Here is a 16,794-nt window from a genome sequence, read left to right as displayed (position 1 = left end):
CCGCCTATCCACGGAGACGAGCCGATGGGATTCCAGTACTGCCAGCCCGGTGCACCGCTGGACAAGCTGATCGCGAAGGTATGGGACTGGGACATGCCGCCCGCGGCGCATCGCCACGAGCGCGTGCTGCCGCAACCCGGGGCGCAGCTCATCATCAACCTGCACGAGGACGAAACCCGCGTCTACACCGACGACGCGGCGCGGCGCTGCATCCGCTCGTCCGCCTGCGTATTGGGCGGTCCCACCCTGCGCAGCGAGATCATCGACACCGCCGAACAGATCCGCGTGATGGGCGTGGTGTTCCGCCCCGGCGGTGCCCACGCGCTGACCGGCGAGGACGCCACCACGCTGATCGGACGGGACATCGACCTGGGCGACCTGTTCGGCCGGGCCGCCGCGCTGTTGCGCGAGCAATTGCTGGAAATCGCCGCGCCGCACGACCGCCTGCGCCTGCTGACCGGGTGGCTGGAGCGCCGCCTGTACAGCACGGCCCTGCATCCCGCCATCGCCTACGCGCTGGACCGCCTGTCCGACGCGCCGCAGGTGCAACGCATCGCGCCGCTGGTGCGCGAGGCGGGCTTGTCCGAGCGCCGCTTCGGCCTGCTGTTCCAGCGCCAGATAGGCATGCGCCCCAAGCACTACACGCGGCTGCTGCGCTTTCGCGCGGTGGTGGATCATGCGGCAGCGCAGCCCACGGTGAACTGGAGCCAGGTGGCAGCCGACGGCGGCTATTTCGACCAGGCCCACCTGACCCACGAGTTCCGCCAGTTCGCCGGCGTCACGCCGAGCGCCTTCATGGCCGCGCGCGGTCCGTATTCGAACCACCTGCCGCTCGACTGAGCGACGGAAATCTACAAGACCGCTACACCCCGCCGGGCTAATCTGGTCGCGTCCCTGCAGGACCGTGACGTCGTTTCGCGCAAGCGGAACGACCGCGCCACCCGCTCTGCGAAATTCCACCACGGAGGTACCCATGGAACAGTCCGGCGGCAGCACCATCATCCCTTGCCTGCGCTATCGCGATCCCCACGCGGCCATCGACTGGCTCTGCCAGGCATTCGCTTTCGAACGGCATGCGGTCTACGAAAACGACGCCGGCCAGGTCGAGCACGCACAACTGGCCTACGGCCGCGGCATGATCATGCTTGGCGGCGTGCGCCATGACGATTTCGGCCGGCACATTGCGCAACCCGACGAGATCGGCGGCCGCGAAACGCAGTGCGCCTGCGTGACCGTGACCGACTGCAAGGCCCACTACGAGCGGGCGAAGGCCGCCGGCGCGGTGATCGTCGATGACTACGCCGAAAAGGACTACGGCGGAGCAGGCTACAGCTGCCACGACCCGGAAGGCCACCTCTGGTACATCGGCAGCTACGACCCGTGGCAGCCGGAGTGATCCGAAACCGCGCGGGCGGCGGCCCGCGAGACGCGTAGGGCGGGCACTGCCCGCCGGCTTCACGTGCGGGCGCGGGCGGCGGGCGGTGCCCGCCCCACGGCACGACAAGGATCAGGGAGCGGTGACGGGCTTCAGCTTGGAATCCGGCCGCGCAACGGCATACATCGCCCAGCTGATCTGCTTGAGCAGGCCGTGGTGGTCCTCGCCGATCCAGTACAGGTTGCCGTGGGTGCGGTCGGGCACGAAACGGAACTCCGTCTTCGCGCCCAGGCCATCGAGCACGGCTTTCAGTTTGTGCGCGGAACCGTCGAGATAGAACGTGTCGGCCGTGCCCACGTAGAGATGGATCTTGCCGTCCAGGTCGGGCTTCAACTGCGGCCAGTGCTGCTGCAGGCGATAGGCAATGTCGTAGTGATCGCGCCAGTACGCCACCACCGCCGGGTCGACGGCGCCGGTGTCGCGGTCGAACATCGGCACGGGCCGACCATCCTCACCGCGCGGCGAGAATACCCACTCGAACGAGGCCAACTGGCCGCCATAGCTGCCCAGCACGCGTTCGAGTTTCGCGAACTGCTCGAAGGTGCCCAGCACCTTGTCGTGGTTGCGCACCAGCGGATAGGCCGAGCCGTCGGGCCGGCGGTAGACGTTGGCATGCGGCGCGTAAAGATCCACGCCGGTGAAATCGTGGAAGTCGCTCGGATCGGGCGAGGTCGACCAGGTGCCACCGAACAGCTTCGGGTAGCGCGTCTGCAGCCACAGCGTGGCCCAGCCACCGGACGAGTGACCGTTGAGGAAGCGACCGTTGGCATCGGCGTCCATGCGGTAGTGCGCTTCGAGATGCGGGATCAACTCGGTGGTCAGCGCCTGTCCCCACGGACCGTTATTGACCGAGTCGGCAAACTCGTGGGTGCCGGTGGAGCTGGACTCGTCGAGGAATACCCAGATCATCGGCGGCATCTGCTGCCTGGCCATCGCCGCGTAGACGGTCGCCACCGGGCCGATCACACGCTCGTTGTTGCCGCCGAAACCCTGCGTGTAATAGACCGTCGGATAACGCACGGCAGCATGGGCGTCGTAGCCCGGCGGGGTGAGCACCCAGCCGCGCATGTGGATCGGCCGGCCCCAGAACGCACTCAGCGACGGGCTGATGAAATCGACCAGGTGCGCATGCGGGCGTGCCGCCGCCACACGTTCGCGCAGGTCCGGCGACGCCGATTCCGGCACGGCCCACGGGTCACCCTCTGCCGGCAAGGCCTTTGCCAGGACCAGTTTCGGCACGGCGGTCGCGGGCAGATGCAGCTTGACCACGTCGCTGAGCAGATCGCCGGCACCACGCCCGGTGTAGTTGTAGTCGTGGTTCACGTCGAGCACGGCCTGCACCAGGTAATCGCCCGCCGGCAGCTGCGACCACGGAGCCGGGTACGCCATGCGGTTGGTGTCGATGTCGATGGCCTGCCCCGGCGCCCAGTGGTCCACCTCGGCCGCCGCCACGCTGGTCACCGTGCCGCTGAACGGATTGGCGTCTACCGACTCGACCACGCTGCTCTTGCCCTTGGACTCCGCTTTGGCCGCCGCCTGCGCCGCCTTGGCATCGACCGCGAACAGCAGCAGCCGGCCCGAGGTCGCCTGGGTGCTGGCCGCACCCAGTTCGACGCGGATGTAGCGATGTTCCAGCGTGTTGTCGCTGCGCGCCTGGGCGACGCTGACCAGCAATCCGAATGACAGCAGGATCGTCACCGCATGACGACGATAGTTCATGTCCCTTCCCCTTCGGCATGGACGCCGCGAACGGCGCCGTGATGGATCACTTGTCCGCAGACGCCCCGGTGGCGACTTTCACCGGCACCAGTCGCAGATCCTGGAAATCGAAACTGAAATCGGTCAACGGCGAGATCGGCTGCATGCGCACTTCGCGGATCTTGCCGTCCATGTCCAGCGCGAAATCGACGAAGGCATCGGCGTCCAGCGAGCGGTCGTCCCAACGCACGGTGAAGCTGTCGTGCTGCCACGGCGTCATCGTGCCCACCAGCTGTTCGGTCTTGCTGAAGCGCATGCGCAGCTTGCCGTGTTCCTGGCTGACGGTGACGTCGCCATACCACGGGTCGCGATAGGTGCCGACGTAGTCGGCCAGCGGCAGCGAAGGTTTGCTGCGCTTGTCGCGCGCCTGTTCGTGCTTCGCCACGCTGTCGTCGGCCTTGGCCTGGGCGTGCTGCACGGCCTTCTCGTACACCGCCACCCAGTCGGTCTTGCGCGACGGGTCGAGGTACGCATCCAGCACGCGATACGTCACCGCGTTGAACGCGGCGCCGGACTGCTGGTTGGTCAGCACCACCACGCCGAGTTTCAGCGACGGCACCATCGTCACCCGAGAGACGAAGCCGGGCCAGCCACCCGTGTGCCAGACCAGCTTGCGGCCCTGGTACTGGCCGAGGAACCAGCCTTCGCCATAGCCGTAATAGTCCGGCGTCAGCGGTTCCAGCTCGGGGATCGACGCCTTCCTGATCGGGATCGGCGTGAGCATCGACCACATCTCGTGGTGGCTCTTTTCGGAGAACACCCGCTGCGGCTTGCCGTCGGCGCCCATCGTCGGCAACGCACCGCCGGCGAGTTGCACGTTCATCCACTTGGCCAGGTCGTGCACGCTGGAATAGATGCCGCCGGCGCCCGGATCGTTGAGCCAGGCCATCGGCGGCACCGGCTTGATGTCCTTGAACTCGTACGGAGCATGGCCGGTAGCCGCGTCCATGCCGGGCTTCAGGTAGGTCATGTCGATCAGCGATTCGTCCATGCCGACCGGCTTGAACAGGTGCTCGCGCACGTAGTCCGCATAGCTCTGCCCGGAAGCCTGCTCGATCACCAGGGTCGCCACCGCGAACAGGATGTTGTCGTAGGCGTAGTGGCTGCGGAAGCCGTTCTTCAGCGGCACCCTGGCCAGGCGTTCGACCACGTCCCGGGTGGTGTACGAGGTCGGCGGCCAGTACAGCAGGTCGCCCGCGCCCAGGTTCAGGCCGCTGCGGTGCGCCAGCAGGTCGCGGATGCGCATCTCGTGCGTCACGTACGGGTCGGACATGCGGAACCACGGCAGGTGGTCGATCACCCGGTCGTCCATGTCGAGTTTGCCGGCGTCGGCCAGCTGCTGCAGCGCCGCGGCGGTGAACGCCTTGGTGTTGGACGCGATCGCGAACAAGGTGTGCGCGTCGACCTGGTCCGGCTTGCCCAGCTCCTTCACGCCGAAGCCGCGCTCCATCACCACCTTGCCGTTCCTGACGATGGCCACCGCGATGCCGGGCACCTCGAAGGTCTTCAGCGTGTGGGCCATGTACGCGTCGAAATCCTGCAACTGCGCCGGCAGCAGCGGCTGCACGATGTCGCCGGTCGATACCGGCGGCGGCAGCTGCGGCTTGGCCGGAGCCTGCGCCAGCGCCGAAGTGCCGAGCACCAGCAAGGCATGGCCGGCCAGCAGCCGGAACGACAGCGCACGCATGGACCCGAATCGCTGGACCATCGAAGTTCTCCCCTCAGGCGACGATCCGCGCACTATCGCGAGAAATCGCCCGCAAGGCCAGTACGGCGAACGCAGCGGCCCAACTCGACGCCGGCGGCGCCAGCCGCGATCATGCGCAGATCAGCGCTCGAATCGAGGATCGCAATGAACACGCCGGCGGAATGGATCGCCCTGCACGCCCTGAAGCTGTGGGCGCTGCTGTTGCTGCTTGCCTTGCTGGCCGGCGACCTGGCCTGGCAGCGCAATGCGCGCTGGCAGCGCCGCGCCGTGCAGACAGGCCAGGCTCCGACGCTGCTGCGCTGGCGCGTCGGCCTGCTGCTGTGCCTGGTGCTGCTGTTGTTCTTCGGCGGCCTCGCGCTGGCGATTTCCGGCCAGCCGACGACCGGCCTGGGCGGCTTTGACACCAGCCTCGCCGCCAGCCTGCGCGCCCACCTGCCCGTGCCGGTGCTGCGCATGATCGCCGCGATCACTCATCTTGGCGACACCTTGTGGGTCGCCAGCGCGGCGGCCGTGGTGCTGCTGGTTCTGCTGCTGCGGCACCGATGGTCGCTGGCGGCGAGCTGGAGCGTGGCCCTGCTCGGCATCCTGCCGATCAATGGCGGACTGAAGGCGCTGTTCCGGCGCGTGCGGCCGCTGCACGACCACGGCTTCATCGTCGAGCCGGGCTGGAGCTTCCCCAGCGGGCACGCGTTCGGTGCCATGGTGTTCTACGGCATGCTGGCCTACGTGCTGCTGCGACTGACGCCGCGCTTCCATCGCGCAATCATCGCCGGCGCCGTGCTGATGATCGGGGTGATCGGCACCAGCCGCATCCTGCTGCAGGTGCATTACTTCAGCGACGTGCTGGCCGGTTACGCTACCGGCGCGGCGTGGCTGGTGCTGTGCGTGGGCACCGCCGAATGGCTGCGCCACCAGCCCGGAGGAGCCACGCCATGAACACGCACGGCACGATCCGCGTCGGCATCGGCGGCTGGACCTATGCGCCGTGGCGCGACAATTTCTATCCACCCAAGCTGGTGCAACGGCGCGAGCTGGAATACGCCAGCCGCCAGCTGCGCGCGATCGAGATCAACGGCACCTTCTACGGCGCGCAGAAACCGGCGACCTATGCGAAGTGGGCGGCGGAAACGCCGGAGGGTTTTGTCTTCTCGCTGAAGGCGCCGCGCTACATCACCGAAGGCAAGCGGCTGGCCGACACCGGCAAGGGCGTCAGCGGCTTCATCCACGGCGGTCTCGCCGAGATGGGCGACCGGCTGGGGCCGATCCTGTGGCAGCTGCCGCCGTCGCGACGGTTCGATGCCGACGACGTGGCGCCCTTCCTGGACGGCCTGCCGCGCGAGTTGAACGGAAAACCCCTGCGCCACGTGCTGGAAGTTCGCCACCCCAGCTTCGCCTGCGCGCCGTACGTGGAACTGGCCCGCGCACGAGGCGTGCCCACCGTGTTCACCGATTCGACCGAGTATCCCTCGCTGGCCGATCTCACCGGCGATTTCGCCTATGCCCGTTTGATGCGCAGCGTCGACGACATCCCGACCGGCTACGCGCCCGACGCGCTCGACCGCTGGGCCACGCGCGCACAAGCCTGGGCCGCCGGAGAGGACATCGCCGACCTTCCGCATGCCGCCAGCGTGCAGCCACGAGGCAAACCGCGCGACGTGTTCGTGTTCTTCATCAGCTCCGCCAAGCACCGCAACCCCGCCGCCGCGATGGCGTTGCAATCGCGCGTGGATGCGACGCCGTAGGGCGGGCACCACCCGCCGCACCCGGCCACAGACCAAACCGGGAGCGGCGGGCAGTGCCCGCCCTACGCAGCTGCGATCGCGCCGATGCCGCGGCTGGATCTGTAGGAGCGCACCTTGTGCGCGATGCCTTTTGTCACGTGACGGAAAGCATCGCGCACAAGGTGCGCTCCTACGTCAGGCGGGGCGGTAATGGTCCACTTCACGATAACGCCTGGCATACAACCCGAACGCCAGCGCAGCGAGCAAGGCGAACGCGGCGAAAAAGAACATCTGGAACGCGGTGACGCTTAGCCCGCTGTGGGCGATCGAGCCGATCACGCTCTCGTTGCGCACGGCCGCGTTGGCCAGCAGCACCCACAGGTTGCCGACGGTGGTGGTGAGGTTCCAGAAACTCATCACCACGCCCTTCATCGAGGCGGGTGCCTGGCTGTAGGCGAACTCCAGCCCGGTAGCCGAGACCAGCACCTCGCCGAAGGTGAGCAATGCATACGGCAATACCTGCCACACGATCGACAGCGGATCGCCGCCGTCAATCACCACCTGCAATCCGCCCACCACGATCCACGCCAGACCGCTGAACGCGATGCCGGCGGTCATCCGGCGCAGCGCGGTGGGCTCGTAGCCGAACCGGCGCAGCAGCGGGTACAGCACCAGGTTGTTGAACGGGATCAGCAGCATCACCAGCAGCGGGTTCAGCGCCTGCATCTGCGCGGAGTGGAACCACGAGGGCATGCTCATCTCGTTGCCCTGCAGCACCCAGGTCGATGCCTTCTGGTCGAACAGCGAGAAGAACGGCGTGGTCAGCGCGAAGATCACCAGCACGCGCAGCACGTTGCGCGCGCCATCGACGGCATGGTCCGGGTGCACGCCGCGCGCGCGATCCATCTGCAGCCAGGCGCCGCCACCGACGCCGCCGATCAGCACCACCAGCGCGATGCACGCGGCGATCACGAAACCCAGCGCGGGCACCAGCGCAAACGAGGCCAGCGCCACCACCACGGCAGCAATCGCCAGCCACAGCCCCGGCCGCGCCTGCCCCGACCGCTGCGTCAGCAACGCGGTGCGGAGCACCCTCGAAAATGCATGCGGCTCCGGCGGCCCGGGCGGCACCATCACGTACTGCTTGCGGCCCAGCCAGAACACCACGGTGGCGACGAACATCAGCCCGCCGGGAATGCCGAACGCCACTGCCGCGCCGAAGTGATGCAGGAACAGCGGCATCAGCAGCGAGGCGAAGAACGAGCCGAAGTTGATGATCCAGTAAAACGCGTCGAACACCATCTTCGCCAAGTGCTTGTTCGACTGGTCGAACTGGTCGCCCACGAACGACGCCACCAGCGGCTTGATGCCGCCCGCGCCCAGCGCGATCAGGCCCAGCCCCGCGAAGAAGCCCAGCCGGTTGTTCTCGAAGATCGCCAGGCAGGCATGGCCGGCGCAATACACCAGGCTCATCCACAGCACGGTGTTGTACTTGCCGAAGAAGCGGTCGCTGATCCAGCCGCCGAGCAGCGGGAAGAAATACACGCCGATCACGAAGGTGTGGAACACGTCCTTCGCCGCCAGCATCCGCTGCCCTTCGGGCAGGTACAGCAGCAGCGTGGTGATCAGGAACGGGGTGAGGATGTTGCGCATTCCGTAGAACGAAAAACGCTCGCAACCCTCGTTGCCGATGATGTAGGCGATCTGGCGCGGCAAGCGGCCGCGATCATGGTCGGAGGTGGTGCTCATCCGGGCTCCGGAAGTCGGGTGGGCAGGCTCGCGCGCGGTATCGAGAGGAAGGCGGAGTGTGCGCAATTTCCTTCGATGAAGAAAGCCTGCAGCCCCGTTCGGCCCTGCTAAGCTCGCCTCGCCACCGCCTGCCGCCAGAACCATGCGCCATCTTCGACCGCTGCTGTTGCTGCTGATCGCCATCGTCGCCGTGCTGCTGTGGCAGCGCCATGGCGAGGTACCGGGCGCGCCTGCCGGCACCTCCGGCAACACTGTCGCCACGCGTGCGGCAGCGGCGGACGACCCGATGGCTTCGCTGCCGCCGCAGGCGCGTGCGATGGTGCAGCGGATCGTCGGCGGCGGCCCGTTCGAGCACTCCCAGGATGGCGCCGTGTTCGGCAACTACGAGGGCCTGCTGCCGCGGCAGCCACGCGGCTACTACCACGAATACACGGTGGAGACGCCCGGCGCGCGCAACCGCGGCGCGCGGCGCATCGTCACCGGCGGCACGCCACCGACGGTGTGGTACTACACCGACGATCACTACCGCAGCTTCCGCCGCTTCGAGGTGGCGCGATGAGTGCGGACCGTTTCGACCTGGACCTGACCCGGCCCGCCCAGAGCGGCGTGTATTTCGTCGGCATCGACGATCTTGACCGGCTGTCCCGCGCGGCGGCGAAGGCCGACCTGTGCGTGTGCCGCACCGACCTGGCCGGCTGCCACGACAAGGACGAACTGCTGCGCCGGCTGGCCGCGTCGCTGCAACTGCCGGCGACCTTCGGCCACAACTGGGACGCGCTGGCCGACTGCCTGCGCGACCTCGGCTGGCTGCCGGCGTGGGGGCACGTGCTGCTGTTCGCGCACACCGACGACTTGCGCACCGCGGCCGGCCACGACTACGAGATCCTGCTCGGCGTACTGGATGACGCCGCCACCTTCGGCGAAGAACACGACCGCCCCTGGTTTGCCTTCCTGGCGCTGCCCGACAGCGCGTTCGAGCACGCCCACCCTTCCGCCTGAGCGCGGACCATCCATCGCCACGGCAGAACCATGCAGACCATCGAATTCGAACTGGAAGGCGGCTACGTCGAACTCAACATGCTGCTGAAGCTGGTCGGCCTGTGCGACAGCGGCGGCGCCGGCAAGGCGATCGTGGCCAGCGGCGCGGTGAAGGTCGACGGCGCCGTTGAACTGCGCAAGACCTGCAAGATCCGCGCAGGCCAGTTCGTCACCCTCGACGATGTGGAGATCCACGTGCTGGCCGATCCGCTGGGCGACGAAGACGGCCGCCCGTCAGTCGGTGGACACGGCTGATTCAGGTGCGCGGAAGGCCTTGCAGGCGATCGCCCAGCGCCGCGACTGCGCGGGCAGGCAACAGGAATTCGCCTTCCATCACGTCGCGCAGTTCGGCCACGTCGCGCAGCAGTCGGCGCTCCGGCTCGCGGCCGTCGCGACGGATGGTGAACTCGTAGTCGAGCAGGCCCAGCCGCCGATCCGCCGCGGTGCGGCCGAGCAAGAGATGGCTGACGAAACGCGAAGCCGGATGGCTCGACACGTAATGGTTGGCTACCACGTAATCGACCATCGGCACCGCGCGCAGATCAAACCGGTACAGCGTGCGCCACTGGCCGTGCGCCAGCGACTGCATGCGCCATTCGCCATCGCGTTCCAGCAGCCGGAACGGCTCGTGCGCGGTGGGCTGCTCGATATCCGGCTGCAGCCGCAGCGCACCGGTGAGCACGTGGCCACCGAAGCCGACATCCGCCAGCCAGCTTCCGCCCTCCAGTTCGACGCGCAGCAGCATGTGGCTCTGCGGGGTCTGCACGTCCTCCGGATGCCCCCACAGCACGCGGGCGATCAAGCCGTTCACCTCGAAACCGATCTCGCGCAGGACGGCTTCGAACAGCAGGTTTTGCTCGAAGCAGTAGCCGCCGCGGCCTTCGTCGACCAGCTTGCGTTGCAGCGCCGCCAGACCGAGATCCACCGGCAGGCCCATCAGCGGATCGAGGTTGGCGAACGGGATCGTGGCCACATGCGCAATGGCCAGCCCGCGCAGGGTCGGCAGATCCGTCCCTACCGGGCCGGACCAGCCCACGCGGCGCAGATAGGCGTCCAGATTGACGGCGTCAGGCATGCAACCCTCCAGCGAATTCGCCGCCCATGGTAACGCCGCGCCGTCGCTGGGTAACCGCTGCCGCCCCGCCGACGAATGACTGGTTGAGTGCGTCCGCATGCCATCGTCAGCGAGGTTGCCCATGATCCGCCCACGCGTGTTTCGCCTGTTTCCGTTTGCCGCCGCGCTCCTGCTCGCCGGCCTCGCCGCCTGCCAGCCTGCCGCGGCCGCCCGCGAAGTCGTGCGCCTGCCCGCACCCGCCGTCGATGCCGCGCCATCCACCGCGCACGATGAGGTGGCCGTGTTCGCCGGCGGCTGCTTCTGGGGCATCGAGGCGGTGTTCGAGCGCGTCAAGGGCGTGCGCCAGGTCACCGCCGGCTATTCCGGCGGCGCCGCCGGCACCGCCCATTACGATGCAGTCAGCGACGGCGACACCGGCCACGCCGAGTCGGTGCAGGTCGAGTTCGACCCCTCCCGGATCAGCTACGGCAAGCTGCTGCAGGTGTTCTTCTCGGTGGCGCTGAACCCCACCGAGCTCAACCGGCAAGGGCCGGACCGCGGTACCCAGTACCGCTCGGTGATCTTCTACGGCAACGACGAGCAGAAGAAAATCGCCACCGACTACATCGCCCAGCTGACCGCCGCCAAGGCGTTCGCCGCGCCGATCGTCACCCAGGTGGTCCCGCTCAAGGCGTTCTATCCGGCCGAGGCCTATCACCAGCACTATTACGACCAGCACCCGCGCAACCCGTACATCGTGATCAACGACGCGCCCAAGGTGGCCCATCTGCAACGGCTGTTCCCGGAGCTCTACCAAGCCTCTTTGTAGGAGCGCCCTTGGGCGCGATGCCATTTCGTCACGTCACGAAGAGCATCGTGCACAGGGTGCGCTCCTGCACGTTTCACCTTGCGTGAGGCGGCGTGGCCCCCATGTCGGAAGCCTCGCGTGCTGTCCGCGCCTTCCGATACCCTCACCACGTGCCACCCCACGCCACTTCTCCCGAGCCACCGAAGGAACTCGCCCGCAGCTTCCTGGGCGTGTTCCGCTACAGCGGTCGCGCGCTGGAGCTGGTGTGGAGCACCAGCCACGCACTGACCGTCGCGCTGGCCGCGCTCACCCTGGTTGCCGGTCTGCTGCCGGCTGGCATCGCCTGGGTCGGTGCGCACATCGTCGATGCGGTGGTGACCGCCAGTCGCCTCTGGGCCGCAGACGGCCACGCGCCGCTGCGCCCGGTCTTCGAATGGGTGGCGCTGGAAGGCCTGCTGGTGGCTGCGCTGGCCGGCGCGCAGCGCGGTTTGTCGCTGTGTCAGTCGCTGCTGCGGGCGCAGTTGGGCCAGCGCGTCAACGTGATGATCCTGGAGAAGGCGCTGACCCTGGAGCTGGCGCACTTCGAGGACTCGGAGTTCTACGACAAGCTCACCCGCGCCCGGCGCGAGGCATCGAGCCGGCCGCTGTCGCTGGTGACGCGCACGTTCGGGCTGGGCCAGAACGCGATCTCGCTGCTCAGCTACGGCAGCCTGCTGTTCCAGTTCTCGCCGTGGGCGGTGGCTGTGCTGCTGCTGGCCGGCCTGCCCTCGTTCTTCGCCGAGACGAAGTTCTCCGGTGACGCGTTCCGGCTGTTCCGCTGGCGCTCGCCCGAAACGCGCATGCAGCTGTATCTGGAAACCGTGCTGGCGCGCGAGGACCACGCCAAGGAAGTGAAGCTGTTCGGCCTCGGCCCGCTGCTGCTGCAACGCTACCGCGACATCTTCCACACCCTGTACCGCGCCGATCGCGACCTCGCCGTGCGTCGCGACAGCTGGGGTTTCGTGCTGGGCCTGCTGGGCACGCTGGCGTTGTATGGTGCCTATGCGTGGATCGCCGCCAGCACGGTGATGGCGCGCATCACCCTGGGCCAGATGACGATGTACCTGGCGCTGTTTCGCCAGGGCCAGTCGGCGGTGTCGGCGATGCTGTCGGCGATCGGCGGCATGTACGAGGACAACCTCTACCTCTCCACGTTGTACGAGTATCTGGAAACCCCGGTGCCGCCGGCGACCGGCATGGCGCAGCGCGGCGCGAAGCCCGAGGACGGCATCCGCTTCGAGCAGGTCAGCTTCACCTACCCCGGCGCCAGCGAACCGGCGCTGCGCGACATCGACCTGCACATCCGCCCCGGCGAATCGCTGGCCCTGGTCGGCCAGAACGGCTCGGGCAAGACCACCCTGATCAAGCTGCTCACGCGCCTGTACACGCCCGACAGCGGCCGCATCCTGCTCGACGGCACCGACCTGCGCGAGTGGGACGAGGGCGTGCTGCTGCAACGCATCGGGGTGATCTTCCAGGACTTCGCGCGCTACCAGATGCGCGTGGGCGAGAATGTCGGCGCCGGCGACGTCACCCACTTCGACGACGAAGCGCGCTGGCGCGAGGCCAGCGACAAGGGCATGGCCAGCGACTTCATCGACAGCCTGCCCGCCGGCTTCGAAACCCAGCTCGGCAAGTGGTTCAACGACGGCCGCGAACTCTCCGGCGGCCAGTGGCAGAAGATCGCCCTGGCTCGCGCCTTCATGCGCTCACGCGCCGACATCCTGGTGCTGGACGAACCCACCGCCGCGATGGACGCGCAAGCCGAAGCCACCATCTTCGAACACTTCCGCGAACTCTCCGGCGGCCGCATCGCGATCCTGATCTCGCACCGCTTCTCCACCGTGCGCATGGCCGACCAGATCATCGTGATCCAGGACGGCCGCATCATCGAACGCGGCAACCACGAGCAGCTGATGGCCGAGGACGGGCATTACGCGCACCTGTTCTCGTTGCAGGCGCAGGGGTATCGGTGAGGGAGTCACGAATGTCACCGCTTCAACGTCGCCACGCCAGCGACGTCCGGTAGAAAACCTGCAGATTCATGGTGCCGCAACTTCGGAGTTGAACTCGCCCCAAAAGACAAAACCTCACCACTCGACCCGTCGCACATGTAATCCCGCATCACGCAATGCCCACAAGCAAGGTAGCAGCCTCCACCGGTCTCGGGGTTCATCACTTGAATCAATGGAGATACCTCTATGGAAGTCAAGCACTTTTTCAAAAGGGCTCTTTTGGCAGTCTGCCTGACCGGCTCGACCATGGCGCTTGCACAGGCTCCCCAGTCGCGGGATTCGACACCGGAAGATTCCACTCAGGCATCGGCTCCAGCAACCTCGCCGCCCTATTCGCTCACGAACTCCGAACGGACATACATTCTGACCCCAGGTTCCGCCTTCTACCGCGAATGGAAAGCCTGGATCGAACACCAGAATGAGCAGAGCGCTCGTCGCCACGCGCAAAGGCATGACGGCACCCTTTCGGCCATTGATGGAATTGGTGGCATAGGGAGAATCACCATTACGATAAAAACTCCTTACTCATCGGATTTGGCCCAGACTGCCGCTACGCCCCCGACTCCGCCCGACAATGGCCCGCCCGTGGCGCTCCCACCCAATGGAACTCCCGGAGAGCGAATCACCGTTGTCAATCAAACGACCACCGTTTTTCAGGAGTGGACATACGAATGGCAGCCCAGTGGCGGTGGAATGGGTAACTGGACGGAAATTCGTTATCAAGGCAACAGCTGTTCTTCCGGAGGCGAAAGCCTCTGCAAATTGATGCCGGAATGAAGTCCATCCACAACAAGCAAAACCAACCCTCGGTACGTGCAGCCATGTAACGTATGGCTCGTGGACCGGTGATTTCCCCGGAACCCCGTCATGACCTGGCGGGGTTTTTCAGGCCAACCCATTACGCGGCACGGATAGCCGCGAGGATCTTCGCCGGACCTTGACCACGGCCGCCCGCGCACCCCATGCTTCACCGTCTTTTCTCCACAGAAACACCCGCATGAGCAGTCGCTACAACGCCGCCGACATCGAAGTCCTGTCCGGCCTGGACCCGGTCAAGCGCCGGCCGGGCATGTACACCGACACCACCCGCCCGAACCACCTGGTGCAGGAGGTAGTGGACAACTCGGTGGACGAGGCGCTGGCCGGCCATGCCAGCGCGATCGAGGTGGTGCTGCACGCCGACGGCTCGGTGTCGGTGAGCGACGACGGCCGCGGCATGCCGGTGGACATCCATCCCGAGGAAGGCGTGTCGGGCGTCGAGCTGATCATGACCCGGCTGCACGCCGGCGGTAAGTTCAGCGGCAAGAACTACAGCTTCTCCGGCGGCCTGCATGGCGTGGGCGTGTCGGTGGTCAACGCCTTGTCCGATCGGGTCGAGGTGACCATCCGCCGCGACGGCTCGGAATACGCGATGGCGTTCGCGCACGGCGACAAGGTCAGTCCGCTGGAAGTGGTCGGCACGGTGCCGAAGAAGCGCAGCGGCACCACCTTGCGCTTCTGGCCCGAGGCGAAGTACTTCGATTCGCCGAAGATCTCGCTGGGCAAGCTCAAGCACCTGCTGCGTGCCAAGGCGGTGCTGTGCGCCGGCCTCAACGTGAAGCTCACCGACGAGGCCAGCGGCGAAATCGTCGAGTGGCATTACGAGGACGGCCTGCGCGACTACCTGCGCGGCGAACTGAACGGCAACGAGCTGCTGCCGGCCGAGCTGTTCGTGCACCAGATGGCGCGCGATGCCGAAGGTATGGAGGTTGCCTTGGCCTGGCTGCCCGAGGGCGAGCTGGTGCAGGAAAGCTACGTCAACCTGATCCCCACCATGCAGGGCGGCACCCACGTCAACGGCTTGCGCAGCGGCCTGACCACCGCGATCCGCGAATTCTGCGACATCCGCAACCTGCTGCCGCGCGGCGTGAAGCTGGCGCCGGAGGATATTTGGGAGCGCATCGCGTTCGTGCTGTCCGCGCGCATGCAGGACCCGCAGTTTGCCGGCCAGACCAAGGAGCGTCTTTCGTCGCGTCATGCCGCCGGGTTGATCGAGAACGTCATCCACGACGCCTTCAGCTTGTGGCTGAACCAGAACGTGGAGATGGGCGAGCGCATCGCGCAACTGGCGATCGAGCGCGCCAGTGCGCGCTTGAAAGCCGCCAAGCAGATCGTGCGCAAGAAGATCACCCAGGGCCCGCAACTGCCCGGCAAGCTGGCCGACTGCACCGCCACCGACCTCACCCGCACCGAGCTGTTCCTGGTCGAGGGCGATTCGGCCGGCGGCAGCGCCAAGCAGGCGCGCGACAAGGAGTTCCAGGCGATCCTGCCGCTGCGCGGCAAGATCCTCAACACCTGGGAGGTCGAATCCACTTCGGTGCTGGCCTCCGAAGAAGTGCACAACCTCGCCGTGGCGATCGGCTGCGATCCCGGCAAGGACGACCTGGCCGGCCTGCGCTACGGCAAGGTGATCATCCTGGCCGACGCCGATTCCGACGGCCTGCACATCGCCACCCTGCTGTCCGCACTGTTCCTGCGCCACTTCCCGAAACTGGTCAGCGAGGGCCACGTGTTCGTGGCGATGCCGCCGCTGTTCCGCGTCGACGTGGGCAAGCAGGTGTTCTATTGCCTCGACGAGGGCGAGAAGGAAGCGATGCTGCAGCGGATCGAGCGCGAGAAGATCAAGGGCGCGGTCAGCACCACCCGCTTCAAGGGCCTGGGCGAGATGAACCCGCCGCAGCTGCGCGAATCGACCATCCACCCGGATACCCGTCGCCTGGTGCAGCTGACCGTCGACGACGACGCCGGCACGGCGAAGCTGATGGACATGCTGCTGGCCAAGAAGCGCGCCGGTGACCGCAAGGCCTGGCTGGAGGAAAAGGGCGACCTGGCGACGCTGGAAGTCTGAACGTCGCGACGGCGCTAACATGCACGCATCGAATGCGAGCGACGCCATGGCCCTGACCCCGCCCCTCAACCTGCAACGCTGGATCGACGAGCACCGCCACCTGCTGAAACCGCCGGTAGGCAACAAGTGCATCGTCGACGGCGACTTCATCATCATGATCGTCGGCGGTCCGAACGCACGCACCGACTACCACTACGACGAAGGCCCCGAGTTCTTCTACCAGCTCGAGGGCGAGATCACCCTGAAGGTGCAGGACGACGGCGTCGCCCGCGACATCCCGCTGCGCGCCGGCGAGATCTTCTACCTGCCCGCACGCGTGCCGCATTCGCCCAACCGCGCCGCGGGTTCCATCGGCCTGGTGATCGAGCGCCGCCGCTTGCCCGGCGAGAAAGACGGCCTGATGTGGTTCTGCGAGCGTTGCAACCACAAGCTGTACGAGGAGTACTTCACCCTCGCCAGCATCGAGCAGGATTTTCCGCCGGTGTTCCAGCGCTTCTACCGCTCGATCGAGGCGCGCACCTGCGACGCCTGCGGCCACGTCCACCCCGCGCCGCCGAAATACGGGTAGGAGCCCGCTCGCGG

At 66.9% G+C, this 16,794-nt stretch carries 16 protein-coding genes; 12 read left to right on the top strand and 4 right to left on the bottom strand.

The window, feature by feature from the left end; translation table 11 throughout:
• Positions 1–24 precede the first annotated feature (24 nt).
• Positions 25–840, top strand: a complete 816-nt coding sequence (locus tag B1991_RS12145) for a helix-turn-helix domain-containing protein (protein WP_136258952.1) — start codon at positions 25–27, stop codon at positions 838–840.
• Between the two features lie 133 nt (positions 841–973).
• Positions 974–1,396 (top strand): VOC family protein, encoded by a 423-nt coding sequence (locus tag B1991_RS12140; protein ID WP_136258951.1) that lies wholly within the window; start codon positions 974–976, stop codon positions 1,394–1,396.
• A 111-nt stretch (positions 1,397–1,507) separates the two neighbouring features.
• Here the strand turns inward: B1991_RS12140 and B1991_RS12135 are convergent, their stop codons facing one another.
• Entirely contained in the window at positions 1,508–3,154 is a 1,647-nt protein-coding gene (locus B1991_RS12135) for an alpha/beta hydrolase (protein WP_136258950.1), read from the bottom strand.
• A 46-nt stretch (positions 3,155–3,200) separates the two neighbouring features.
• Positions 3,201–4,901: a serine hydrolase gene (locus B1991_RS12130; protein ID WP_246031157.1), complete on the bottom strand. Its 1,701-nt coding sequence runs from the start codon at positions 4,899–4,901 to the stop codon at positions 3,201–3,203.
• A 144-nt stretch (positions 4,902–5,045) separates the two neighbouring features.
• Between B1991_RS12130 and B1991_RS12125 the strand changes: the two genes are divergently transcribed.
• Entirely contained in the window at positions 5,046–5,837 is a 792-nt protein-coding gene (locus tag B1991_RS12125) for a phosphatase PAP2 family protein (RefSeq protein ID WP_136258949.1), read from the top strand.
• The gene (locus tag B1991_RS12120; RefSeq protein ID WP_136258948.1) at positions 5,834–6,643 is read left to right on the top strand and encodes a DUF72 domain-containing protein; all 810 of its coding nucleotides are present in this window, start codon (positions 5,834–5,836) and stop codon (positions 6,641–6,643) included. Before B1991_RS12125 ends, B1991_RS12120 begins: the two co-directional genes overlap by 4 nt.
• Positions 6,644–6,817: 174 nt before the next feature.
• Here B1991_RS12120 and B1991_RS12115 read toward each other — a convergent pair whose 3' ends face one another.
• The gene (locus tag B1991_RS12115; RefSeq protein WP_136258947.1) at positions 6,818–8,371 is read right to left on the bottom strand and encodes a POT-type proton-dependent oligopeptide transporter; all 1,554 of its coding nucleotides are present in this window, start codon (positions 8,369–8,371) and stop codon (positions 6,818–6,820) included.
• 142 nt (positions 8,372–8,513) lie between these two features.
• Here B1991_RS12115 and B1991_RS12110 point away from each other — a divergent pair, with 142 nt between their 5' ends.
• The 3 genes from B1991_RS12110 to B1991_RS12100 are packed head-to-tail and all read left to right on the top strand — an operon-like array spanning position 8,514 to position 9,664.
• On the top strand, positions 8,514–8,930 hold the full coding sequence (locus B1991_RS12110; RefSeq protein ID WP_136258946.1) for a guanyl-specific ribonuclease: 417 nt from the start codon (positions 8,514–8,516) through the stop codon (positions 8,928–8,930).
• On the top strand, positions 8,927–9,370 hold the full coding sequence (locus B1991_RS12105) for a barstar family protein (RefSeq protein ID WP_136258945.1): 444 nt from the start codon (positions 8,927–8,929) through the stop codon (positions 9,368–9,370). Before B1991_RS12110 ends, B1991_RS12105 begins: the two co-directional genes overlap by 4 nt.
• A 30-nt stretch (positions 9,371–9,400) precedes the next feature.
• Complete coding sequence (locus B1991_RS12100; protein WP_136258944.1) at positions 9,401–9,664, top strand: RNA-binding S4 domain-containing protein; 264 nt, start codon at positions 9,401–9,403, stop codon at positions 9,662–9,664.
• Between the two features lies 1 nt (position 9,665).
• Here the strand turns inward: B1991_RS12100 and B1991_RS12095 are convergent, their stop codons facing one another.
• Positions 9,666–10,484 carry an arylamine N-acetyltransferase family protein gene (locus tag B1991_RS12095; RefSeq protein WP_136258943.1) on the bottom strand — a complete coding sequence of 273 codons (819 nt, stop codon included), beginning with the start codon at positions 10,482–10,484 and terminating at the stop codon, positions 9,666–9,668.
• A gap of 121 nt (positions 10,485–10,605) precedes the next feature.
• Between B1991_RS12095 and msrA the strand changes: the two genes are divergently transcribed.
• The 5 genes from msrA to B1991_RS12070 all read left to right on the top strand — a co-directional run bounded on the left by msrA (position 10,606) and on the right by B1991_RS12070 (position 16,780).
• Positions 10,606–11,292, top strand: coding sequence for a peptide-methionine (S)-S-oxide reductase MsrA (gene msrA / locus B1991_RS12090; protein WP_136258942.1), 687 nt, complete (start codon positions 10,606–10,608; stop codon positions 11,290–11,292).
• 149 nt (positions 11,293–11,441) lie between these two features.
• A complete protein-coding gene (locus B1991_RS12085) occupies positions 11,442–13,286 on the top strand; it encodes an ABC transporter ATP-binding protein (RefSeq protein ID WP_210772125.1) in 1,845 nt (614 codons plus the stop codon).
• A gap of 225 nt (positions 13,287–13,511) precedes the next feature.
• Positions 13,512–14,102, top strand: coding sequence for a hypothetical protein (locus B1991_RS12080; RefSeq protein ID WP_136258941.1), 591 nt, complete (start codon positions 13,512–13,514; stop codon positions 14,100–14,102).
• Positions 14,103–14,322: 220 nt separating this feature from the next.
• Positions 14,323–16,212, top strand: a complete 1,890-nt coding sequence (gene parE / locus B1991_RS12075) for a DNA topoisomerase IV subunit B (RefSeq protein WP_136258940.1) — start codon at positions 14,323–14,325, stop codon at positions 16,210–16,212.
• Positions 16,213–16,258: 46 nt separating this feature from the next.
• Positions 16,259–16,780: a 3-hydroxyanthranilate 3,4-dioxygenase gene (locus B1991_RS12070; RefSeq protein WP_136258939.1), complete on the top strand. Its 522-nt coding sequence runs from the start codon at positions 16,259–16,261 to the stop codon at positions 16,778–16,780.
• Positions 16,781–16,794 lie beyond the last annotated feature (14 nt).

The sequence above is a fragment of the Rhodanobacter lindaniclasticus genome (assembly GCF_004799035.1).
Taxonomy (GTDB): domain Bacteria; phylum Pseudomonadota; class Gammaproteobacteria; order Xanthomonadales; family Rhodanobacteraceae; genus Rhodanobacter; species Rhodanobacter lindaniclasticus.
The sequence above is the reverse complement of the archived record's forward strand: the minus strand, read 5'-3'. Positions and strand labels throughout refer to the sequence as shown.